The organism is Parvibaculum sp. (assembly GCF_030694575.1).
Lineage (GTDB): Bacteria > Pseudomonadota > Alphaproteobacteria > Parvibaculales > Parvibaculaceae > Parvibaculum.
Genome location: NZ_JAUYUS010000096.1, coordinates 23,920 through 45,248, shown reverse-complemented (window position 1 = coordinate 45,248; position 21,329 = coordinate 23,920). Strand labels below are relative to the sequence as shown.

Genomic DNA, 21,329 nt, shown 5'->3' with positions numbered 1-21,329 from the left:
GCGGCGCACGCCCTTCGGATGGCCGGTGGTGCCGGAGGTGTAGATCATCGAACCGGGAGGCTCGGCCGGGCCGGCCTGGATCGGCGGAAACTGCGCGAGCCATTGGCCCCAGTCCTGCGTACCGGCCGGGAGCTTCGCCGCCTCGGCCGACAGACCGTAGGCCGTGACGATTTCGGGCGGCGTCTCGACCACGAAGACGGGAACGTCTTTCGGGATCGCCTTTTCGATGCCGCGCCAGAGATCGGCATGGATGACGATCGCCTTCGCGCCCGAATTTTCGAAGATGTAGCGCGCCTCGTCCGGCGAATTATGCCAGTTGACCGGCGTCGAATAAGCGCCGACGAGACCCGCCGCCGCGGACGCCTCGAAGAACGGGAAATCGTTCCGGAGATAGACGGCGACGACGTCGCCGGCGCCGATGCCGAGGCTCGCGAAGCCGCTCGCGGCCCGCGCCGCCCGCTCCGTCAGAGCCGATATTTCCGCCACCCGCGTGCCGGACCTGACCGCCGCTGCGCCCATTGCTGCTTCCTCCCAGAAGACGTTTGTTGTTGGGGGAATACTAGCAGCCGCGAAGGCCGGGAAAACCGCCTATCGGTGCCCTTGTTGGGCTGAAGCGGCCGGCTTTCCGTCGCGTCACCGCCACCGGCGATATTTTTCCTGCCGCCGCTCATGGAACCCGATGGAACCCGGGACGTTCTTGTCCCGAATTCCCGTTCTGCCCGGGGCCGCACCGGTGCCGGTTTGCTGTCACCACAAATGGAGACCTTACATGTTGCGCAAGATACTCATCGGGTTCGCCCTTCTTCTGCCGCTGGCGGGCGGTCTGGCCGCCTGCGACGACCAGGGCCCTGCAGAGGAAGCCGGCGAGGCGCTCGACAAGGCCGCCGAGGACATTGGCAATGCCTTCGACAATTCCGGCCCGATGGAAGACGCCGGCGAGAAGGTCGACGACGCCACGGGTAACTGATCCTCGATGTAGTTGCGTATGAGTAAGGAAGAGCCCGCCGGTCCCCCAGGCGGGCTCTTTTCCTGCGTGCGGGAGAGGTCAGGCAACCTGAAGTTCATGCAACCGCGAGGGATCGTTCTCGAGCAGCCGCAAGAGATTCAACATGGCTTCGCTGGGTTCCACTTCGCCGGATTCATATTTTTGAAAGGCACGCGGGCCGCCGCCGATAACCTCGCCAGCCTGACGTTGCGAGAGACCGAGCTTTTTGCGAACGGCTGCGACATACGCGGCTCGCTCCTTGCGGAATTCGGACTTCATTTCCGCCAGCGCAGCATCCACGGCGGTCATATCCGTTCCGATATGAAGCGCATCGCCATCGCCGGCCGGATACCAGCCGGGGAGAGAAACGACGCGCTGAAGACCGCGATATTCGACCGTGAACGGACGAATATCGCGCCGGAGAGTAGCGCCCGTTTCCGGATGAACGCGCGTTTCAGCCATCGTCCTTCTCCTTGAAGGAAAGCAGTGTGAAGTCGGTAACCGCATTGGCGGTGAACTTCACGTAAAGTACCAGACCGTCACAGGGCAGATGATAGACGTCCTGCCACTGGTGGCTATTCGCATAAGCGGTCATCGACTTATAGAAATGATGCCGCTCCAGCATCTGCAAGGCGCCGACAACTTCCGCACTTCCGAAGCCGAGAACCGCTGCGCTTTTCAACGCCGTTGTTGTAATCGCCAACCCGCCGGGCAAAGCTGCCGCAGCCTTGAACGCTTCGAGGTCGTGGTGCGGCTTTCGCTTTTCCATGCCGGTCGGTCAGCCCAAGACTGGCACCAATATGGTGCCATGTCAAGCTCAGCTGTACCGCGCTTCCCGCTTCTTGCCTTCATTGCCTGCCTTGACCTCGCCGAGCGCCCATTCGAGGTCGGTGAGATAGGTGTCCGTCACCTGCGCGTGGAAGGGGGAGAGCATGAGATGGAGGCCCTTCGGCTCCGTCGTCAGGCTGGTGAACCAGCCGCGCTCGAAAAGCTTGCCCCATACGGCGAAGGGGTCTTCCTCGTCATGCGTGAAAGCGACGATGCCGAGCTGCGGACGGCCGAGCACCCGGAAGCCGAGCTTCACCGCACCCGCCTCGATCGTCTCGCGCGCATCCGTCACCTGACGGTGCTTCGCGCGGTAGCCTTCCTCGCCGAGGAAATTCATGACAGCCCATGCGGCCGCGATGGCGCCGCCCGGCCGCGTGCCCGCGAGCGTCGGCGTGACCATGCGCCCGCCCGGCCAGTCCGCGCAGTCGAAGATCATGTGCGCCCGCAACTCTTCCGAGCGGAAGAGAACGGTGGAAGCACCCTTGGCGCAATAGCCGTATTTGTGCAGGTCCGCCGACATGGAGGAAACGGCGGGCACCTCGAAATCGAAAGGCGGAATGTCGCCGCCATTCATGCGCACGAAAGGCGCGATGTAGCCGCCGACACAGGCATCCACATGAAGCCAGACGTTCTTCTTCTCCGCGAGCTGGCCCAGCGCCTCGATGGGATCGATCAGGCCATAGGGAAAGCACGGCGCGGAGCCGACCAGCATGATGGTGTTGGCATCGACCGCTTTCTCCATCGCATCGACATCGGCGAGAAGATCGGCGCAGGGCACGCGCCGCATCTCGATTTCCATCATCTTCGCCGCCTTGTCGAAGGCGGGATGCGCCGACCACGGCGCGACGATGTTGCACGGACCCGTGACACCCTTCTCCTTCCGCGCGAAGTCGCGGGCGGTCTTGATCGCCATGGTGATTGAATCCGTGCCGCCCGACGTGATGTTGCCCGCGGCCCCTTCCGGCCCGTGCAGCAGGCCGAGTCCCATGGCGACGACTTCGTCTTCCATCTGCTTCAGGCTCGGAAAGGCCATGGGACCGAGGCCGTTTTCCGACATGAACATCGCATAGGCCTCTTTCTGGACCTGTGCGACCTCGGGACCGGCATTGAAGACGTAAACGGCGGTCTTGCCTTCGCGCCATTTGACGTCGTGGGAGCCGCGGGCTTCCATTTCCGCCTTCAGCTTGTTCCAGTCCGTGCCCTGTTTCGGCAGCGTCGTTCCCATGACGGTCCTCCTGTCGTTGCTGACAGGGAGACTAGCAGATCGGGCGCACGAGGCATCAATGATGATGCTCGTGGCCCTCGCCATGGATCAGCATGAGGGCTGGGGCAGGTTTCTCCAGCGAATGCGGATCGACGCCCGGCGCGGCGAACTCATCCCAGGCGATCGAGCCCTTCTCGCAGGTCTGCTCGACCGGGAAGAAGAGCATCATGGCTTCCGGGTCGGAGGGCAGCTTCGCGAGGAAGGCGAATTCGTCGAACTGGTCGTCGGGCAAGGGGCCGCCCTGCCACGTCACTTTCACCACGCCTTCGGACACCGGCTTGCCATGCACTTCGTAGGTCTGCGTGTAGGCGGCCTTTTCGGTCGCGACGGTCCAGCCGGGCTTCGGCTGCGGCTTCACGGAGATCACGCCTTCGGGAACGCGGATCGAGACGGAGGTCGTCGCCGAACCCGCGCAGCCGTGCGGCACGCGGAAGACGGCCTTGTAGTAACTGCCCGCCGGGGCGCTCTCCTGGCCGAGCGTGACATGGGCGGAGGCGGGCGCGGCCGCCGCGAAAATCGCGGCGGCGCAGAGAGCGATGGAAAGATTCTTCATCGGTATTCTCCTTAGAAGGCGACCTTGAGGCCCGCGAAGACGCTGCGGCCCTCGCCGGGATAGAAGACGTTCGTCGCCACGACCGCGGCATCCGTGATGGTGCTGTAGGTGGAAACGTAACGCTTGTCGGTGAGGTTGCGCGCGTCGAGGAAGAGACGCACGCCATGCGTGATGTCGATACCGCCTTCGAAGCCGAGCGTCGCGTAGCCCGGCGCCTTCAGCCGGTTGGCATAATCGACATAGCCGCCATCCGGTACCCATTCCACCTTCGGCGCGGCATCCCAGCCGAGACCGTCGGGCGCGGGCGCCTTGTAGCGAAGCGCGGCGACATAGACATGGGGCGGCATACCCGCAAGCTTGTTGTCGCCATAGACCGGATCGCCATCGAAGGCGAAGTCGTTATACATATAGGCCTGTTCGAGCAGCAGCCGGCTTTCCGCCGGCAACAACCTGTCGAGACCGTAGGCGCCGACGTCGAGCGTGAGGGAAGCCTCGACGCCCTGGTGGATCGTCTCGTCTGCGTTGAAGGTGGCGGCCGGAATGCTGGGCGAAACGGTGAAGGCGAGCATCTCGCCCTTGACCTCGGCGCGGTAGAGCGCGACGTCCCACGCGACGGTTTCCCATGTGCCGCGCGTGCCGATTTCCGCCGTCCATGCGCGCTGCGGATCCAGCGGCACGAATTGCGACGTGCCCTGGGTGAGCTCGGTGAAAGTGGGCGGCTCGTAGCTTCTCGTTACATTGGTATAGACCTGCACCGCCTCCATGACGTCCCAGAGAATGCCCGCCTTGGGGCTCACGGAGGTGAAGTCCACGGAGTCGCTGCGCGCGGGCAAGAGGTCGTTCGTGAACTTCCTGTAGGAATGGATTGCCTGCATGCCGCCGACGAGCGCGACGGTCTCCACGACGTAGAATTGGTTTTCGGCATAGAGCTTCAGGTTGGTGGAGCTCTGCGTACCGCTCGCCTGAAGAGCGCCGCGCGAGCCGGAAAGGTTCGTGTATTGCTTCGCATCGACCTCGCCCCAGGAGACGTCGCTGCCGAGCGTGAACACATTGCGATGACCGGCGAGGAGGCTTTCCGTGCTGTGGCGGGCAAAGAGACCGGCGAGCGGCCCGCTTTGATCGATCACCTGATAAATCGGATGGTAAAGCCGCTTGTAACCCGCATAGCCGCCGAATTCGAAAAGCCCGCCATCGTCCAGTTTGATCGCCGTCTTGTTGGCGAAACGGATGGAACGGACGTTCCGCTGCTGGTTGAGCGTCACATTGCCGGGATTGGCCATCTCGGGATTGTTCTCGACCTGGTCGAGCCTGATCGTACCCGGCAGTTCCTGATCGACCGTGTTGGACAGCAGATAGAAGCGCGTTTCGGCCCGCTCGTTGAAACGGTGACCGAGATTGGCGGAGAAACGGACGCTCTCTTCCTTCTCCTGATCGCGGTAACCATCGACAAGGTTGCCGCTCATGGCGGCGAAGATGTCGGTCGCGCCATAGATACGCGCGGCCTGGGCGTGAACGCGCGCCGTGCCGTAGCTGCCGCCTTCGAGGCGGACGAGGTTCGCGGCTTGCGCCGTATGACCGGTCGGCGTGACGAAATTGATGGCGCCGCCGAGCGTCGACGAGCCGAAGCGCAATCCGTTGCCGCCCTTGTAGACTTCGATGTGCTGCGCGATCAGAGGGTCGATTTCCTGAAAATCGGCGGCGCCGTCGGCGAGGTTGAAGGGCACGCCGTCTTGCAGGAGTTCAAGCCCGCGCATGTGAAAACCGCGGCTGAGGCCGGAACCGCGAATGGAGAGACGGACCTCCGCGCCGAACCGCTTGCGCGCATAGACGCCGGGCGTGAAGTCCATCACGTCTTCAAGATTGTGGGCGTAGCTGTCTTCGTAGCGCGACGTGGGCACCAGGCTGACGGCGCCCGGGATACGCGACATTTCCCGCTGCGCCTCGATGACGCCGGGCACGGTGAGCGTGCCGGGCTTGTGGGAAGCGGGATCGAGGCCGGCGAGCGGATTGTCCTCGTCCGGCTGATCGGCGGTGATGGTGAGGGTGGGGAGGACGACGGCATCGCCCCCGGCCGTCTGTGCGAAAGCGGGAGCGGCGAGGAATGGCGCCGCGAGCGCCGCCCCGCGAAGGAACGAAAAGGTAATTTTCATGTTGCCCTGACTGCATGGCTCGCGCCCGCTGGCGGCAAAGCGCTGCGGGCGTCGTTATCGGACTATGCGAAGAGGTAGCGAGCCGTCAGGCAGGAGGAGCGCGGGGATGAGCCGTGGAGGCAAAGGCCGGTTCGGCAACCGTGTAAATCAGCGCGAGCGGCGCGGGCAGGGCCCAGCCGGGACCGGCGAGGATTAGATGCGACGCGAGTGTGGCCGCACAATGGTGGACGCAGGATTTGCAGTCATGGCTCGCCTTGCCGGGCGTGGCCGGCTCGACGGGGTTGCCCTCGGCGTCGAGATAGACGGTCTTCGCCTCGCCGCCCGAGCAGATGACCGTTTTGAAGAGGCTCTGCGTGGCCGGACCCGCGAGCTGGAGGGCCAGCGGCGCGGCGACATGGAGGAAGATCGCCAGAAAGGCGAGCATGGGCGCGGCGCCGAAACGCGCGAACTGGCCCCTTGGCCTGTATGTCGAAATCAACCCCATAACGACAATCCTAGCCGGATGAAGGGCCGGGCGCCATGACCGTTCCGTGCACATCTTGTCGCAGCGCAACCTATTTGCCCTTGAATCTGGGTTCCCGCTTGTCGAAGAAGGCCTTCACCCCTTCGCGCACATCCGCGCTCGGATTGGCGATCATCACGGAAAGGGCGGCGTCGCCCAGCGACTGCTCCAGCGAGAGCGTCTGGCCCCGCATCATCATCGACTTGGCGAGACGGACCGCGAGCGGCGCCCGGGCGGCAAGGCCGCGTGCAAGCTCCATCACACGGGGTTCGAGCTCCGAGGCGGGCACGACCTCGGTGACGAGCCCGAGATATTCCGCTTCGTCGGCGCTGTAGACCTCGGCCAGCATCGTCATCTTCAGAGCGAGGTCGAGACCCATGAAACGCGGGAAGAGCCAGGCACCGCCTTCGTCGGGCAGCAGGCCGAAGCGGCCCGATGTGTCGCCGAGCTTCGCCGTGTCGGCTGCGATCCGCATGTCGCAGGCAAGCGCGAGCGTGAGCCCGCCCGCGACGGCGGGACCGTTCACCATGGCGATGGTCGGCTTGTCGAGACGCGACAGCGCGAGGATGACGCGGTGCATGCCGTCGCGCATCTCGCGGGCATGCGAGAGCTGCGACTTCATCAGCGCTTCGTGCTCCGCATCCGCGCCGCTGATGTCTCCGCCCGCGCAGAAACCGCGGCCCGCGCCGGTGAGAATGAGGCATCTGAGATCGTCGTCGCGCAGATAGATGTCGAGCGCCCGCACAAGCTCCTCGCAGAGCAGCGTCGAATAGGCATTCATCTGTGCCGGGCGATTGAGCGTCACTTTCGCGATATGCGGCTCGGGCGTCTCGAAAAGTATTTCGCGGAAATCGGCGGCCATGTCGGTCCTCCCCGGACGTTTCGCTCCGGCACTTCTCAAACGGTGCGGGCTTCTGCTTATACTGACGCAAACGGCACCGACAAGAAAGACACCGGGAAACGAGGGAGGAGCAAATGAGCGATTATGAAGACCTGACATACGGAGTGAAGGACCGCGTCGCGATTCTGACGCTCAACCGGCCGGACAAGCTCAATGCCTGGACGGCGGCGATGGAGAAGAGCGTGAAGCAGGCGATGGCCGCCGCTGTCGCCGACGATAATGTGCGCGTCATCGTCATTACCGGCGCGGGACGCGGCTTCTGCGCGGGCGCCGACATGAACCTGCTGCAGTCGATCAAGCCGGGTAAATGGGAAGACCGCGAACTTGCGACGGCCGCGCGCGAGGAGACATACGATTTCGCAAGCGGGCTGGGCCCCGATGTTTCGCCGCACTATGGCGGCCGCTTCGGCTATCTGATGCAGGTGAGGAAGCCAATCATCGCCGCGATCAACGGACCGGCGGCGGGCCTCGGCCTCGTCTTCGCGCTCTACGCCGACATGCGCTTCGCGGGCTCGGAGGCGAAATTCACGACGGCCTTCGCGAATCGCGGGCTGATCGCCGAGCACGGTATCTCATGGCTGCTGCCGCAGCTCGTCGGTCCCGCGCATTCGCTCGACCTGCTGATGTCCGGCCGCAAGGTGATGGCGGAGGAGGCGGCGCGCATGGGCCTCGTGAACAAGGTGTTCCCGCAGGAAAACTTCATGGCGAACGTCATGGACTACGCGAAGTTGCTGTCCGAAACCGTATCGCCGCGTTCCATGGCGGTGATGAAGGCGCAGATATGGAAGGCGCTGTTCCAGAATTTCAACGACGCGCTGGAAGTGGGCGACAGCGAAATGCAGAAGAGCTTCGGCAGCGCCGACTTCAAGGAAGGCGTGGCGCATTTCGTGGAGAAGCGCGCGGCGAATTTCACCGGCAGGTGAGGCGGGACAAAAGGAAAGGCGCGGGAGATCGCTCCCGCGCCTTTGTCTTGTTTGGACGGCGTCAGAAGGTGACGGCGATACCGGCGAGTGCTTCGATGCCGGCGGCCTGGAAGCCGTTCGCGGGCTCGTATTGGCGGTCGAGCAGGTTGTTGACGCGTGCCGTCAGCTCAAGCCATTCCGTCAACTTGTGCGCTCCGGCAATCCTGACCACGGTGTAGCTGCCGGGGTTTATGTACGCGCCGGTCTCCCGGTCGATGTCGCGATAGAGATCGATATAGTTGACGGCTCCCGAGAGCGTCGTGCGATCGTCGATCTGCCACGCCGTCGTGAAGCCGATGGCATGCCGGGGACGTCGTGTCAGTACCCCGCCTGTAAAATCGGAATCGATGATCGTCCATGTGTAGTCGATCCGCGCGGTGAGATTTTCGAACGGGTTGATCTCGATGTAAGTCTCGACGCCATGTGTGCGGAATTCGGGCTGGTTGACGGCGGTCGTCAGCGTCTGCAAGACAGCGTTCTCAATCGTATTGTGAAACCCGGTGATGCCGCCGGTCACTTTGCCATCCATCAAACCCTGATCGATGCCAAGCTCCCAGCTCTTGCTCTTTTCAGGTGTCAGGTTGGGGTTGCCCGTGAAGGTCCCGCCGAAGTTGTTGGATGAAAACCCGAAGCGGTCGTAGAGCGAGGGCGTCTTGAAGCCCGTTCCATGGCTCGCCGTCAACCGGGTATCGGTTTCCGGATGGTAGTAGCCTGCCGAGAGGGTATAGGTGAACGTGTCGTCGAATTCCTTCGGCATATCGTAGCGGCCGGCGACGGTGGCGAACCAACGCTCGCCGAAGGTAAGGTGGTCGGCGGCATAGATGGCGGCGGAGTTCGTATCGGCATCTGAATCCGTGGTGATGACGAAGCCGGAAAAATCCTGAAACCCTGTCACCTTGAAGGACTCGTAGGCAAAGCTCGCACCGAAGGCCAACCGTTGCGAGGTGCTGAGATCGTACGCATTTTCGAGGGCAACCGTCAGGCGTTCGCTCTCGCTGTCGATGTCCTCGATGTAGGTCGGCTGGATCGCGTCCGGATCGTCGGCGATGTTACGGTCATAGCGCGTGTAGCTTGCGGAGAGTTTCGGACGCCAGCGGCCATCGGCAAAGTTGCCGGTCAGGCTGCCGGAAGCAAACAACTCCTTGCTGCGCCCTTCATTGTTGTAACCTTCATAGACACTGGCGAAGAACGGCGGTGTCGCCAGATTGATGCTGCCGCCTTCATCGAAGTCCATGTGTGCGTCCATATACTGGACATTGATCTGGGACGAGACATATTCCGACAGTTTCGAGGTCATGCTGCCGGCGACTGTCACGTTTCTGTAGCTGTCCTCCTCCTTGGGTTCTCCTTGTTGCGCTCGCAGATGCGACGGCGTGATGTCGCTGCCATTGGTTGCCTGTCGCGACAGGGAGAAGAAGTAATCCGAAGCGCCGAAGCTGCCGCCCGTGGTGGCATTCGTATTGAGTGTGCCCAGCGTGCCCGCTTCAATACGTGCGGTGGTCCTTGCACCGCCGGCGCCCGTCTTTGTGATGATATTGATGACGCCTCCGATCGCCTGGCTGCCATAAAACGCGCTTTGCGGGCCGCGAACGACCTCGATGCGCTCGACATTGTCCAGTGTCACGTCTGCGAAGTTGAAGCCTCCTGTGGGCGCGGACGGATCGCCGATTGGATGGCCGTTGAGCAGCACCAGCGTTTGGTTGGAGTTCGTCCCGCGGCTGAATACGGATGTTACCGCGCCCGCTCCGCCGGATTGCACGACATGAATGCCGGGCACCGACGTCAGGGCTTCCGGCAGAGTGCGGTACTGATGCCGCTCGATCTCTTCCGAGGTGATGATCGTATAGGAACTCGCGACTTCCTTCGTCGGGACGGGTTCGACGCCGGCCGAAATCAGCAGCTCCGGCACGTCGATCGTTTCGCCGGCATGCGCGGGTATCGCCGCGAACGCCCAAAGGGTAAGGGCAGCATAGGCCCCCCAGCCTGTCTTCTTCATGGAGTTAAGTCCTGTCTCTCTGGCGCGGCCGCCCCGGCCGCATGGCGCCGGTGCAGGGAGAGAGACAGAAAAACGGAAAACCCGGATGCGACAGGCACACGGGCGCACCGTCCCCCTGGCAGACCCCCGGCCACGGCAGATGACGAACTCGGTGGCAGGTCTCCTGGCTCACGGGTCGTCGGCCTCGTTCCGTCTTCCCGGTTGCCTGCCCTCGAAAGGACGGGGGCAACCAGTGACACGTTTGGAACGCAGCCTCGCCGCTTACAGTTGCGGGGGCAGCCAGGGCATCGGCGGAAGACGCCTCACCCTGTTCCCTCTTGCCTCCACGAACCGCCATGACGGACGGTGCGCGGAACCATCGAGCGGGCGCATCATAGGACGGGCAGGGAGCGTGTCAAACCGGGCGGCAAAACGCGCCGGCGGGCAGGCCCTGATTTTTGGGGAAAGTCGAATGGTCGGAGTGAGAGGATTCGAACCTCCGACCCCCTCGTCCCGAACGAGGTGCGCTACCAGACTGCGCCACACTCCGTATCCAATTCGAGGCGGCGTTATAGCTCCCAAATCGGGGGCGGGCAAGGGCGAACGCAGGCGGATTTCGCGCTTTCCGCGCTTCTTCGGGAAGGGAGGGCCGGTTGCGCCCCATCGGCGATGCCGGTATGTTCCGCCGCATTTCGCGAGGCAGGCCGCCCGAAGGCCCCGAGCCCTGCTGGGGCGTAGCCAAGTGGTAAGGCAGCGGATTTTGATTCCGCCATTCGGAGGTTCGAACCCTCCCGCCCCAGCCAATCGTCCGGGCTCCCTCCCGGGTGTGACGGATCGCATAAAGTGCGACTGTCGCACTGTCTGAGGAAAATCACCCAAAAGCTGCAACTAGCTCTCCCGAGTCGGCTAAAAGATGCGACTGCATGCACTTTGGATACCAAAAAGTGCGACCCGCATCGACCATTTGGGGGCATAAGATGCGACTACGATGCTGTGAGTGGCGTGTGGTCTCGGAAAAAGTTTCGCTTCTTTGATCAGGAAACAAGCTTGTTCGGTAGGGCCGGGCGTGAGGTTGGCGACTTGTCCAGCGTCAATGTTGTCAAACGGCCGATTGGGTGAACTCAGAGGTCATTTTCGGAGTCCTGTCTAAACCAAAGCGTGGTAGCCACCAGACGGCGAAGCATTAGTCGAAAGCGGCCAGCCTCAAGAAGATGCATTTCCCATGCTGCCACTGCTCCACTAGGAGAAGCCGGTCAAGAGTGCTCGGGCCGGCAGGAGTTACACCTCTCAATCGTTGCTGCTGGCTGAGTGTCTGAACTGCGCCGATTTCTGCCCTTGGATGACATCTGTCGGGCTGTCCGGAAAATAGACGGCCCGGAGGCGATGCCTGACTACAACACGAACAGCCCAAGACCTTCCACAACCTCCCGCTTCGTAACCTCGGTTCGACTGCGCGCCTTTTCAGTCCCGCTGCGGATCACGTCGAGCACGTAGGCATGGTCTTCGGCCAGTTCGGCGCGCCGTGTTCGGATCGGTCCAATGAGTGCCTGCAAAATGTCGTCGAGACGACGCTTGATCCTGCCATCTCCCAATCCGCCACGCTGATACTGCGCCTTCATCTCTTCCAGAGTGGCAGGGTCTTCGTCGAAAGCATCAAGGCAGGCAAAGACAACATTCCCCTCCACTTGTCCGGGGTCTTCGATCCGCAGATGGGTGAGGTCGGTAAACATCGCTTTCACCGCTGCCGAGATCGCCTCGGGTGAGGCTGACAGCGCGATCGCGTTGCCGCTGGATTTCGACATTTTCGCTTTCCCGTCCACTCCCGGCAGACGACCGAATTGCGGAATGACAGCTTGCGCTTCCGGCAAGATCGTCTTTCCGGCGGTGGCATTGATGCGGCGCACGATTTCGTTGGTCTGCTCGATTAGCGCGGTCTGATCCTCACCGACCGGCACCACTGTCGCCTTGAAGGCGGTAATGTCGCCGGCTTGCGCCGCCGGGTAGCACAGGAAACCCGCCGGAATGTCGCGTCCGAACCCGCGGGCCCGGATTTCATCCTTGATCGTTGGATTCCGTTCCAGCCGGGAGACGGTCACGAAGTTCAGGTAGAGCATCGAAAGCTCGGCCAGGGCCGGAAGGCCCGATTGCAGGCAGATCGTTGTTTTCGCGGGATCTATCCCTATCGCGAGATAATCCAGCGCGACTTCGATCACGCTGCGCCGCACTTTGTCCGGGTCATGGGCGTTGTCGGTGAGGGCCTGCGTATCGGCCAGAAGCAGGAATTGTTCGTGGCTGTCCTGAAACCGCAGGCGGTTGCGCAACGACCCTGCAAAGTGGCCGATGTGTAGCGGGCCGGTGGTGCGGTCGCCAGTCAGTATTACGGGTTTGGTCATGGGGTATCATCCTCTTGAGATGAGGGGGACGCCGCATGGAAGGATCATCAAAATAAAAGGCCGCCCAATACGGCGGCCCCGGGAATGCAAAGAAACGTCCGGCCGCCCTGTCAGCAGGCCAGCCACCAAAGCTTGGCAATGATCATCGTGCGTTTCATGGATGTCTCCCTAGGCCCTGTGCGGATGCAAGTCAACAAGAAGTCGTGCGAGAACGATCATGAATGACGCTGTTGGGGCAGGAGCGGTAGTGAAACGATGGGTGCAGACAGTATGTCCGCTTTGCGCAAAGCGGTCATCAATTCCAAGCTTCACATCAGGACTTGGATGGTTGGCCGAAACGATAAGACGCACGAGCTTCTCGAAGACGTCGGTCTCTCTGCGTGTCTTCCGGCAACAACGGAACCTGTCGTCACGGCCTTGGGAGAGACCCTCGCGGCCCGCGGGATACCCCGTTGCTCCATCTCCACAGGGCAAGCTCACAGGAGCTTAAAAAAGGCGATGAGGACGAGCGCTCCGCCGACGCCGCCCTCGAGCCCTCGCGTCACACGCTCGACCAGCACAGGCCGCGCGGCGACAAGTTTCATTATGCCCTGCCGCGCAAAGATACTTGCGCAGGCAACGGCGCAAAGCGTCAGCGCCACGCCGATCATCATGACGGCGGCGAAGGCGAGGCCCGCTTCGGGCGCGCCGCGCGAAACGGCATAGGTCATGACGAAGAGCGTCAGCGGACAGGGAACGAGGCCGGCGATCACGCCGACGCTCATGCCTTCGGACGAGGGATGACGCAGGCGCGGCGGCCGGAAGGCGCGCCACAGCATCCAGACCCCGATCAGCCCGAGAAAGCCGCGGCTGATATCCTCGAGCAAGGGCGCGCGGCCGGCACTGCCGAGAACGGCGGAAACCACCGGCAGGGCGAAGAGCACGATCAGAACGGACATGGCGACATGCGTGAGGGAAAGAACCAGCGCCGTCGCGATGCCGCGCACAAGGTCGACGGGCGATCCGGCAAGATAGAGCGCAAGAACGGATTTGCTGTGTCCCGGCATCAGCGCATGAACGGCGCCGAAGGCGATGCCGAGCGGGACGAAGCCTGCAAAGGCAAGCCAGCCACCCTCGCCTGCAAAGATCCGGATTTCGCCGGCGAGCACGCGATATATCTCCTGCTGAAGGGTAGCGATCTCCTGAAACAAGTCCGGTCACCCCAGATTGATGGCTGTCGCGGCAAGGACGATGTAACGCAAGGTCTTGGCAATGGCGACCAGCGCAAGGAAGGTCGGAAAAGGTTCCCGGAGGATGCCGGCGACGAGCGTCAGCGGATCGCCGACGATCGGCATCCAGCTCAGGAGCAGCGACCATCTCCCGTAGCGGCGATACCAGCCGCTTGCCTGTTCGATCTTCGCCGCGCTGACCGGAAACCACGGCCGGGCGTCGAGATGCATGAAAGCTCTTCCAAGCCCCCAATTGACCGCCGAGCCGAGAATGTTTCCGGCGCTGGCGACCGCGACCAGTGCCCAGACCGGATACGTCTCCGTCATCAGAAGGCCGACAAGAACGGCTTCCGACTGCATCGGCAGGAGCGTCGCCGCAACGAACGCGCTCAGGAACAATCCCGCATAAGCGGCCAGATCGAGCATTCGACAATGCCTTCCTTCCGCGCCGCCAAATTCAGTCCGGCCGGGGCCAGTTGCGATGGTTGCTGTCTATCACAAAGGGATGCGCATGATGGAAGCCATGCCTGGTGCGGGCAGCATCGGCGATATGCGGATCGCCGTCATCGAGCGATCGATGTTCATGCTCGATCGTGTCGGGGTCGTGCCGGGGCCACAGGCCTGCCGCGGCAACAGCCGCTCCCGCAGCGATCAGGGCGAGCACGGCGGATGTGGCGGGCAACCCGGCTGCCGCGCCGAGCCAGCCCGCGAGCGGATAGGTGATGAGCCAGCAGGCATGCGAGAGGGCGAACTGCGCGGCGAACAGGGCCGGCCGGTCTTCCGGCGCGGCGGATCGCCGGAGCAAGCGTCCGGCGGGGGTCTGCGCAATGCCGTAGCCGAGACCGAGCCCGGCCCATAGCGGCAACAGCCAGCCATAGCCCGGCACGAAGACCGCGCCCAGAAGGCCGAAAATGAGCAGACCGGCGCCTGCGAGCATGACGGTCCGATCCGCGACCTTGTCCAGAAGGCGCGGCAGGACCAGGGCAGCAACCATCGAACCGCCACCGAATGCCGCAAGGGCGAGCGCTGTCCATTGTTGCGCAAGGCCGAATTCCGATTGAACCAGCACGACGGTATTGACGATGACCATGGCGCCGCCTGCGGCGACTGCAAGGTTCAACGCGAGCAGTCCGCGCAGACGCGGCGTGGCGAGATAGATGCGAAGACCGAGCATGGTCCTCTCATATATTCCGCGATATTCGGGCCGCTGCGGACCCGGCAGGACCACGGTCACCACCAGCACCGCCGAAGCGACAAAGCCCAACGACGTTCCGGCAAACAGTCCATGAAAGCTGATGACGGTCAGAAGCGCCGCCGCGGCCATGGGGCTGAGAAGACTCTCCAGATCATAGGCGAGGCGAGACAGGGAAAGCGCTCGCGTGTAGTCCCGTTCGTCCGGAAGCACATCGGGGATGGTCGCCTGAAAGGTCGGTGTGAAAGCCGCCGATGCCGATTGCAGAAGGAAAATCAGCACATAGACCTGCCAGATCTCCGTGACGAAAGGGAGCCCCAGGACAATCACGGCGCGCACCAGATCCAGGCATACAAGCAGAGCGCGTCGCGGCACATGCGCCGCGAAGGCTGTCGCGATTGGGGCAATCCCGACATAGGCGGCCATCTTGATGGCGAGCGCAGTCCCGAGCACGGCGCCTGCCTCGGCACCGGCAAGCTCATAGGCAAGAAGGCCAAGCGCCACGGTTGCAAGGCCGGTGCCGATCAGGGAGAGCGCCTGCGCGGCGAACAGATGCCTGTAGGTTCTTTGTCCAAGTATTCCAAGCATGGCGCTATCCGAATGGAAATTTCATATGTTCCGGCAAGGATGTTCTTCCTTCTTTCATCGGACGGACGTCCCCATCGGGTTTCATGCGGGCCCGATCATGGCGCGCCGGTCCGTCGCTCTTCCCTCCCGTGCACAAGCCGGTAGAGCGCGGGCAGCACCAGCAGCGTCAGTATCGTCGAGGACAAGATGCCCCCGATGACGACGGTCGCGAGCGGCCGCTGGACCTCGGCGCCAGCGCCGACATTGAAGGCCATCGGCACAAAGCCGAGACTGGCAACGAGCGCGGTCATCAGCACCGGCCGCAAGCGTGTCAGCGCGCCGTCGCGGATTGCGGCGTCGAGACCGACGCCGTCGGCGCGAAGCTGGCGGATGAAACTGAGCATCACCAGACCGTTGAGCACGGCAACGCCCGACAGGGCGATGAAGCCGACGCCCGCCGAGATCGAGAGCGGCAGGCCGCGCAACAGCAAGGCCGCGACGCCGCCGGTCAGCGCCAGCGGCACGCCGGAAAAGACGATCGCGACGTCCCGCCATGACCGGAACAGGGCGTAGAGCAAGCCGAGAATGAGCAGCAGGGCGGCCGGCACGACCAGTTGCAAGCGCTGCGCGGCCGATATGAGCTGTTCGAATGTGCCGCCATAGCTGACCCAGTAGCCGGACGGGATCTCGACTTCCACCTCCATGCGGTCGCGCAACTCGCTCACGAAGGAGCCGAGATCGCGGCCGCGGACATTGGCGGTGACGACGACCCTTCGCTTGCCGTCCTCGCGGCTGATCTGGTTGGGACCGATCACGATCTCGATGGCCGCCAGATTTTCGAGCGGCACGAATTCGCGCGGGCCCTGCCCCGACAGCGGCAGCGGCACGCGCAAGCGTCCGATCCGGTCGACATCGCGCCGCAGGTCCTCGGGCAGGCGCACGACAATGTCGAACCGCCTGTCGCCGTCGAATATCTGTCCGGCGGTCCGGCCGCCGAGCGATATCGAAACGACGTCCTGAAGATCGCCGACATTGAGACCGTAGCGCGCCAGCGCCGCGCGATCGGGCGTGATCTGCAACACCGGCAAGCCTGTGATCTGCTCGATGCCGATATCGGCGGCGCCGGGGATGCCGCTCACCACGCCCTCGGCGGCCTCGCCGAGACGCAGCAATTCATCGAGATCGTCGCCGAATATCTTGACCGCGACATCCGCCCGGACGCCGGACAGAAGCTCGTTGAAGCGCATCTGGATCGGCTGGGTGAATTCGTAATTGTTGCCCGGCACGGCCTCGGCGGCCGCCTGCATTTCCGCCACGAGCTGCGCGCGCGGCTTTCGCGGGTCCGGCCATTCGCTGCGATCCTTCAGCATGATGAAGGTGTCGGCGACCGAGGGCGGCATCGGATCGGTCGCCACTTCCGCGGTGCCGATCTTGGTCACGATCCGTTCAACCTCCGGAAAGGGCGCGAGTTGCGCCTCGAGCGCCTGCTGCATCGCGATCGCCTGGCTGAGGCTCGTTCCCGGAATGCGCAAGGCATGGAGCGCGATATCGCCCTCGTCGAGATTGGGGATGAATTCCGAGCCCATCCGGCTCGCCGCCAGCGCCGACAGGACCACCAGGACGACAGCGCCGGCGATCATCGAGAGACGGAATTTCAGGGCCGCATCGAGGACCGGGGCGTAGAGCCGCCGCGCCCAGCCCATCAACCGGCTGTCCTTTTCCTCGACCTTTCCGGTCACGAACATGGCAATGGCCGCCGGGACGAAGGTCAGCGACAGCAGCAGCGCGGCCGTCAACGCCATGACGACGGTGATCGCCATCGGATGGAACATCTTTCCCTCGACGCCGGTGAGCGCGAAGACCGGGACATAGACAAGGGTGATGATCGTCACGCCGAACAGCGACGGCCGGATGACCTCGCTGGCGGCGGATGCCGTCAGCGCAAACCGCTCGTCGCGGTCGAGCAGCCGCCCCAGGCGGCGCTGCGCTTCGCCCAGCCGGCGCAGGCAGTTCTCGACGATGATGACCGCGCCGTCGACAATCAGCCCGAAATCGAGCGCGCCGAGGCTCATCAGATTGCCGGAAACTTTCGACTGGACCATGCCGGTGACCGTCAACAGCATCGAGAAGGGAATGACGGCGGCCGTGATCAGGGCCGCGCGGATGTTGCCGAGCAGCAGGAAGAGCACCACGATGACCAGCAGCGCGCCCTCCAGAAGGTTCTTCTCCACCGTCCGGATCGTGCGTTCGACGAGGTCGGTGCGGTCATAGACCGCGACAGCCGCGACCCCGGGCGGCAGGGCTTTCGCCGCCTCCGCGAGACGCGCGGCCGCGGCGCGCGCCACGACGCGGCTGTTCTCGCCCGCCAGCATGAAGACCGTCCCGAGAACCACCTCGCGGCCGTTCTCGGTTGCCGCCCCCGTTCGCAATTCCTCGCCCGTATCGACGCCGGCAATATCGGCGATGCGGATCGGCACACCGGCGCGATGGGCGACGACGATCTGCTGCAGATCCCCGATCGCCGATGCCTGGCCGGGAATGCGGATCAGATATTGCTCGCCGTAGCGTTCCACATAGCCGGCGCCGACATTGGCGTTGTTGGCCTCGAGCGCGGCGACGACCTCGCTCATCGTCAGGCCATAGGCCGACAACCGGTCCGGATGGGGCGTCACATGATACTGGCGCACGAAACCGCCGATGCTGTTGACCTCGGTGACGCCCGGCGTGTTCCTGAGTTGCGGGCGGATGACCCAGTCCTGCAACGTTCTCAAGTCTTCGGGCGTGTAGGCGGTGCCGTCCGGTTTGCGCGCGTCGGGATCCGCCTCCAGCGTGTACATGAAGATCTCGCCGAGACCCGTCGCGATGGGGCCCATTTCCGGGCTGATGCCTTCCGGCAACTGGCTGCGCGCGCCTTGCAGCCGTTCGTTGACGAGCTGGCGGGCGAAATAGATGTCGGTGCCGTCGGCGAAGACGGCCGTGACCTGGCTCAGTCCGTAGCGGGAAATCGAGCGCGTGTAGTGCAGGCCGGGCAGGCCCGCAATGGCCGTTTCGACCGGAAAGGTGATGCGTTGCTCCGCTTCGAGCGGCGTGAAGCCCGGCGCCTCGGTATTGATCTGGACCTGGACGTTGGTGATGTCGGGCGTGGCGTCGATCGGCAGATGCTGGAAGCTCCAGACGCCGATGGCCGCGGAAAGCAGAACAAGCGCCAGCACCCCCCAGCGAAAGCGTATGGAGCCGGCGATGATGCGTTCGAGAAGCGGCGCGCGCGGCGCTTCCGGGCCGGTGTGTGCATCAATGGTCATGGCTGGCTCCCGACTTCTCGATATCGGCGCGGATCAGGAATGCGCCGTCCGTCACATATTCCGTGCCGGGTTCGAGCCCGCCCAGAACCTCGGTCCATTCGGGTGTGCGCCGCCCGAGTTCAAGCATCCGCACCTCGTAGGTGTCGCCGACCCTCGCATAGACGACGGTGAAGTCGCGGAAGCGCTGCAGCGCGCGGGTGCGGACGGCAAGCGGCACCGCCTCCGACGCCACCGCGACGGCGCCTTCCACGCTCATGCCGGGACGGAAATGCGCCGCCGCCGACGGCGGCAGGGCGACATGGGCAACAAGTGCCTGGCTGTTGCCGTCGGCGGCGGGCAGCACGACTTCGACCTTGCCCGTCGTCCGGGCCTCGTTCGAGAGACCCCGAATGTCAGCGGTCTGACCAACCCGGATCCTTTCGGCATCACGGGGATAGACAACAAGCTCGGCGTGAAGCCGGGTCGGATCGGCAACGACAAGCATTGGACGGTCGCCCGCCAGATCGCCGGTATTGGCGGTTTTCGCGACGACCACGCCGTTCATCGGTGCGAGGACCGCATAGGCCCGAAGGCTGTGACTGGCCTCGATGCGGGCGAGAACCTGTCCCGCGCGCACCGCCTGCCCCAGTTCGGCCCGCATTTCCAGGATGCGGCCGGGATATTGAGCGCGAATCTCGTTCCGGCCTTCCGGCACGATTTCGATCCGTCCCGCAAGATCGACGAGATGGCTTACGGTTGCGGGACCGGCGATTTCGGTTTCGATTCCGCCGGCGCGGGCGGCTTCCGTCGGAATGATCGTTCGTCCCTCATAGGAATCGTAGGACCACGCATATTCACGGCCATCTTCGACCGCACGGACGCGCACATCGAAGGAATGCGGCTCGACGACGACGCCGTCGCCGCGCAAATAGTCTTCCTGCGGCGCGAATTCGAAGCGGTCGACCCGCCCGCCGAGACGGTGCAGTTCGATCCCGAGATCGACATCGGCCGGGGCGACCGGCTTGTCCGCCCGGAAGGCGTAGACACGGAACTCCGGATCGGCGCCATCCTCGTAAATGGTGATCTCCAGCGCGAAATCATCGTCGCGGAGCATCCGGCCGCGATGGGGACCACGTTCATATTCCTGATCCGCCGAGATTTCGTCGTGGCCATGGCCGGCAGAAGGAGAATCGTCGCAGCCCGCGATCAGTGCGAGCGTTGCGAACGCCGCCAGCAGGCGGCCGACAAGGGCATGAGTCATTGCTTGTGCTCTGTATTGGAAAGGAGGGAAACATGGCTGTCGCTCAGGCGATCGAGGCGCGCGCCATCGAGATGAAAACGGCGGAGCAGTTCGATCCGGCGGGACCGGGCTTCGGTCAGGGCGCGGTGGGCTTCCGTTACCTCGAGAAGCGTGAAAGCGGTGCCGCCCCGGTTGAATCCTTCGCGGACCAGCGCAACCGCCCGTTCGAGCCGGGGAAGGACCTCGGCATCGAGCCGTCCGATTTCATCGGCACCGGCGGATCGCGCGACGGTCAGGCGATCGATCTCCCGCTGCCGCCTGTTCCGTGCCGCAGCGATATCGATCTCCGCCGCCAGTTGTTCGGCCTGGGCCCGCTCGATATTGCCCCGGTTGGTGTCGTAAACACCGAGAGGGATCGAAACCCCGAAGACAACCGCAACATCGTCATCGGCCGAGAAGTGACGAAGTCCCGCGCGCAGGGAAACATCCTGGACGCTATTGGCCCTCTCAAAACGGACACGCGCGGCCGCCGTCTCACGCGCCGCCGCCAGAAGCGCAAGATCCGCAGAATCATCGTCGCGCGCCTCGCGCGCCGCGAGCCGGGTGAACTCGGTCTCATCGAGGCGGAAATCCCCGTCCCCGCCCCAATAGGAGGCGAGCGTCGCGCGGGCCGCCCGCGCGCTCCGGGCTGCCTGTTCGCTGTCGATCTGCGCCTGAGAGAGCGTTGCAAGGACGCGCTCATGCACGAACTGCGGATCGAGCGCCCGCTCGGCGCGGCGCCGAAACTCGCCTTCCAACTGTTTGACCGCCGCGAGACGGTCGTCCGCAAGCGCCGCCGCTGCCTGCGCTGCAAGGGCTTCGACCCAGGCGGCCTGCACGTCGGCTGCCAGATCGAGAAGATTGGCGATCCTTCGCCTTTCCGCCAGCGCCAGTTCCGCCCCGGCGATAGCCGTTCGGGCCTTTCTTTTGCCGCCACGTTCCCACAGCTCCTCGTAATAGAGCGTGGTCGACGTCTCATCGAAACGCGAATAATTGCCCGATCCCCCAAAATCCTCCATTTCGACACCGAGAACCGGATTGGGTCGCGTGCCCGCCTGGTCGAGATGTGCCTCGGCAGCCCGTATACGTGCGGCACCGGCTCTCGCCGTCGGGTCGAAGTCGATCGTCCGTGCGAGAACATCGGACAAGGTCAGCGTTTGAGGCTGTGCGTTGACGTCGGTCGCCGGGAACAGGGCGAGAAAGGCAATACCGAACGGTAACACAAGCCGGGAGAGCGCCAGACGGCGCGCATCGCGGAGGAGTGGCATGATATGATCTCACAGACAGAC

18 protein-coding genes, 2 tRNA genes and 1 riboswitch are annotated in these 21,329 nt (G+C 63.7%); of the genes, 3 read left to right on the top strand and 17 right to left on the bottom strand.

Annotation, left to right across the window (positions count from 1 at the left end):
- Positions 1-519: AMP-binding protein (locus Q8S60_RS13585; RefSeq protein ID WP_305668620.1), on the bottom strand; the 519-nt coding region annotated here is incomplete at its 3' end.
- Positions 520-769: 250 nt separating this feature from the next.
- Between Q8S60_RS13585 and Q8S60_RS13580 the strand changes: the two genes are divergently transcribed.
- Positions 770-967 (top strand): hypothetical protein, encoded by a 198-nt coding sequence (locus Q8S60_RS13580; RefSeq protein ID WP_305276377.1) that lies wholly within the window; start codon positions 770-772, stop codon positions 965-967.
- Between the two features lie 78 nt (positions 968-1,045).
- Here the strand turns inward: Q8S60_RS13580 and Q8S60_RS13575 are convergent, their stop codons facing one another.
- The 7 genes from Q8S60_RS13575 to Q8S60_RS13545 form a co-directional block, all read right to left on the bottom strand.
- Positions 1,046-1,447, bottom strand: coding sequence for a type II toxin-antitoxin system MqsA family antitoxin (locus Q8S60_RS13575; RefSeq protein WP_305276378.1), 402 nt, complete (start codon positions 1,445-1,447; stop codon positions 1,046-1,048).
- Entirely contained in the window at positions 1,440-1,754 is a 315-nt protein-coding gene (locus tag Q8S60_RS13570; RefSeq protein WP_305276379.1) for a type II toxin-antitoxin system MqsR family toxin, read from the bottom strand. The genes Q8S60_RS13575 and Q8S60_RS13570 overlap by 8 nt, the downstream gene beginning before the upstream one ends.
- A 48-nt stretch (positions 1,755-1,802) precedes the next feature.
- A complete protein-coding gene (locus Q8S60_RS13565; RefSeq protein ID WP_305276380.1) occupies positions 1,803-3,038 on the bottom strand; it encodes an aspartate aminotransferase family protein in 1,236 nt (411 codons plus the stop codon).
- Positions 3,039-3,093: 55 nt separating this feature from the next.
- Complete coding sequence (locus Q8S60_RS13560; RefSeq protein ID WP_305276381.1) at positions 3,094-3,630, bottom strand: YcnI family protein; 537 nt, start codon at positions 3,628-3,630, stop codon at positions 3,094-3,096.
- 11 nt (positions 3,631-3,641) lie between these two features.
- Positions 3,642-5,780, bottom strand: coding sequence for a TonB-dependent receptor domain-containing protein (locus Q8S60_RS13555; RefSeq protein WP_305276382.1), 2,139 nt, complete (start codon positions 5,778-5,780; stop codon positions 3,642-3,644).
- Positions 5,781-5,865: 85 nt separating this feature from the next.
- Positions 5,866-6,264, bottom strand: a complete 399-nt coding sequence (locus tag Q8S60_RS13550; protein ID WP_305276383.1) for a DUF2946 family protein — start codon at positions 6,262-6,264, stop codon at positions 5,866-5,868.
- Positions 6,265-6,334: 70 nt separating this feature from the next.
- Complete coding sequence (locus tag Q8S60_RS13545; RefSeq protein ID WP_305276385.1) at positions 6,335-7,144, bottom strand: enoyl-CoA hydratase/isomerase family protein; 810 nt, start codon at positions 7,142-7,144, stop codon at positions 6,335-6,337.
- Between the two features lie 113 nt (positions 7,145-7,257).
- Between Q8S60_RS13545 and Q8S60_RS13540 the strand changes: the two genes are divergently transcribed.
- A complete protein-coding gene (locus tag Q8S60_RS13540; protein ID WP_305276386.1) occupies positions 7,258-8,106 on the top strand; it encodes an enoyl-CoA hydratase in 849 nt (282 codons plus the stop codon).
- Positions 8,107-8,167: 61 nt separating this feature from the next.
- Here Q8S60_RS13540 and Q8S60_RS13535 read toward each other — a convergent pair whose 3' ends face one another.
- A complete protein-coding gene (locus Q8S60_RS13535) occupies positions 8,168-10,141 on the bottom strand; it encodes a TonB-dependent siderophore receptor (RefSeq protein ID WP_305276387.1) in 1,974 nt (657 codons plus the stop codon).
- Between the two features lie 135 nt (positions 10,142-10,276).
- A riboswitch (cobalamin riboswitch) is annotated at positions 10,277-10,516 on the bottom strand.
- 77 nt (positions 10,517-10,593) lie between these two features.
- Positions 10,594-10,670: transfer RNA gene (locus tag Q8S60_RS13530), tRNA-Pro, on the bottom strand.
- A gap of 178 nt (positions 10,671-10,848) precedes the next feature.
- Here Q8S60_RS13530 and Q8S60_RS13525 point away from each other — a divergent pair.
- Positions 10,849-10,923: transfer RNA gene (locus Q8S60_RS13525), tRNA-Gln, on the top strand.
- A 588-nt stretch (positions 10,924-11,511) separates the two neighbouring features.
- On the opposite strand, the gene trpS is transcribed toward Q8S60_RS13525, so the two are convergent.
- The 7 genes from trpS to Q8S60_RS13490 form a co-directional block, all read right to left on the bottom strand.
- Positions 11,512-12,513 (bottom strand): tryptophan--tRNA ligase, encoded by a 1,002-nt coding sequence (gene trpS, locus Q8S60_RS13520; protein ID WP_305276388.1) that lies wholly within the window; start codon positions 12,511-12,513, stop codon positions 11,512-11,514.
- A gap of 476 nt (positions 12,514-12,989) precedes the next feature.
- Positions 12,990-13,661 (bottom strand): sulfite exporter TauE/SafE family protein, encoded by a 672-nt coding sequence (locus Q8S60_RS13515; RefSeq protein WP_297773809.1) that lies wholly within the window; start codon positions 13,659-13,661, stop codon positions 12,990-12,992.
- Between the two features lie 48 nt (positions 13,662-13,709).
- Positions 13,710-14,147: a YqaA family protein gene (locus Q8S60_RS13510; RefSeq protein WP_297773811.1), complete on the bottom strand. Its 438-nt coding sequence runs from the start codon at positions 14,145-14,147 to the stop codon at positions 13,710-13,712.
- A 31-nt stretch (positions 14,148-14,178) separates the two neighbouring features.
- Positions 14,179-15,501: an MFS transporter gene (locus tag Q8S60_RS13505; protein WP_297773814.1), complete on the bottom strand. Its 1,323-nt coding sequence runs from the start codon at positions 15,499-15,501 to the stop codon at positions 14,179-14,181.
- Between the two features lie 95 nt (positions 15,502-15,596).
- Entirely contained in the window at positions 15,597-18,782 is a 3,186-nt protein-coding gene (locus tag Q8S60_RS13500) for an efflux RND transporter permease subunit (RefSeq protein ID WP_297773818.1), read from the bottom strand.
- Positions 18,772-20,022 carry an efflux RND transporter periplasmic adaptor subunit gene (locus Q8S60_RS13495; RefSeq protein ID WP_305276393.1) on the bottom strand — a complete coding sequence of 417 codons (1,251 nt, stop codon included), beginning with the start codon at positions 20,020-20,022 and terminating at the stop codon, positions 18,772-18,774. The genes Q8S60_RS13500 and Q8S60_RS13495 overlap by 11 nt, the downstream gene beginning before the upstream one ends.
- Positions 20,019-21,308, bottom strand: coding sequence for a TolC family protein (locus Q8S60_RS13490; RefSeq protein ID WP_297773825.1), 1,290 nt, complete (start codon positions 21,306-21,308; stop codon positions 20,019-20,021). The genes Q8S60_RS13495 and Q8S60_RS13490 overlap by 4 nt, the downstream gene beginning before the upstream one ends.
- Positions 21,309-21,329 lie beyond the last annotated feature (21 nt).

Bases quoted from the DNA above. Each gene is read 5' to 3' on its own strand.
- Q8S60_RS13580 (WP_305276377.1), top strand. From the start codon at position 770: ATGTTGCGCAAGATACTCATCGGGTTCGCCCTTCTTCTGCCGCTGGCG.
- Q8S60_RS13575 (WP_305276378.1), bottom strand. From the start codon at position 1,447: ATGGCTGAAACGCGCGTTCATCCGGAAACGGGCGCTACTCTCCGGCGC.
- Q8S60_RS13570 (WP_305276379.1), bottom strand. From the start codon at position 1,754: ATGGAAAAGCGAAAGCCGCACCACGACCTCGAAGCGTTCAAGGCTGCG.
- Q8S60_RS13565 (WP_305276380.1), bottom strand. From the start codon at position 3,038: ATGGGAACGACGCTGCCGAAACAGGGCACGGACTGGAACAAGCTGAAG.
- Q8S60_RS13560 (WP_305276381.1), bottom strand. From the start codon at position 3,630: ATGAAGAATCTTTCCATCGCTCTCTGCGCCGCCGCGATTTTCGCGGCG.
- Q8S60_RS13555 (WP_305276382.1), bottom strand. From the start codon at position 5,780: ATGAAAATTACCTTTTCGTTCCTTCGCGGGGCGGCGCTCGCGGCGCCA.
- Q8S60_RS13550 (WP_305276383.1), bottom strand. From the start codon at position 6,264: ATGGGGTTGATTTCGACATACAGGCCAAGGGGCCAGTTCGCGCGTTTC.
- Q8S60_RS13545 (WP_305276385.1), bottom strand. From the start codon at position 7,144: ATGGCCGCCGATTTCCGCGAAATACTTTTCGAGACGCCCGAGCCGCAT.
- Q8S60_RS13540 (WP_305276386.1), top strand. From the start codon at position 7,258: ATGAGCGATTATGAAGACCTGACATACGGAGTGAAGGACCGCGTCGCG.
- Q8S60_RS13535 (WP_305276387.1), bottom strand. From the start codon at position 10,141: ATGAAGAAGACAGGCTGGGGGGCCTATGCTGCCCTTACCCTTTGGGCG.
- trpS (WP_305276388.1), bottom strand. From the start codon at position 12,513: ATGACCAAACCCGTAATACTGACTGGCGACCGCACCACCGGCCCGCTA.
- Q8S60_RS13510 (WP_297773811.1), bottom strand. From the start codon at position 14,147: ATGCTCGATCTGGCCGCTTATGCGGGATTGTTCCTGAGCGCGTTCGTT.
- Q8S60_RS13505 (WP_297773814.1), bottom strand. From the start codon at position 15,501: ATGCTTGGAATACTTGGACAAAGAACCTACAGGCATCTGTTCGCCGCG.
- Q8S60_RS13500 (WP_297773818.1), bottom strand. From the start codon at position 18,782: ATGACCATTGATGCACACACCGGCCCGGAAGCGCCGCGCGCGCCGCTT.
- Q8S60_RS13495 (WP_305276393.1), bottom strand. From the start codon at position 20,022: ATGACTCATGCCCTTGTCGGCCGCCTGCTGGCGGCGTTCGCAACGCTC.
- Q8S60_RS13490 (WP_297773825.1), bottom strand. From the start codon at position 21,308: ATGCCACTCCTCCGCGATGCGCGCCGTCTGGCGCTCTCCCGGCTTGTG.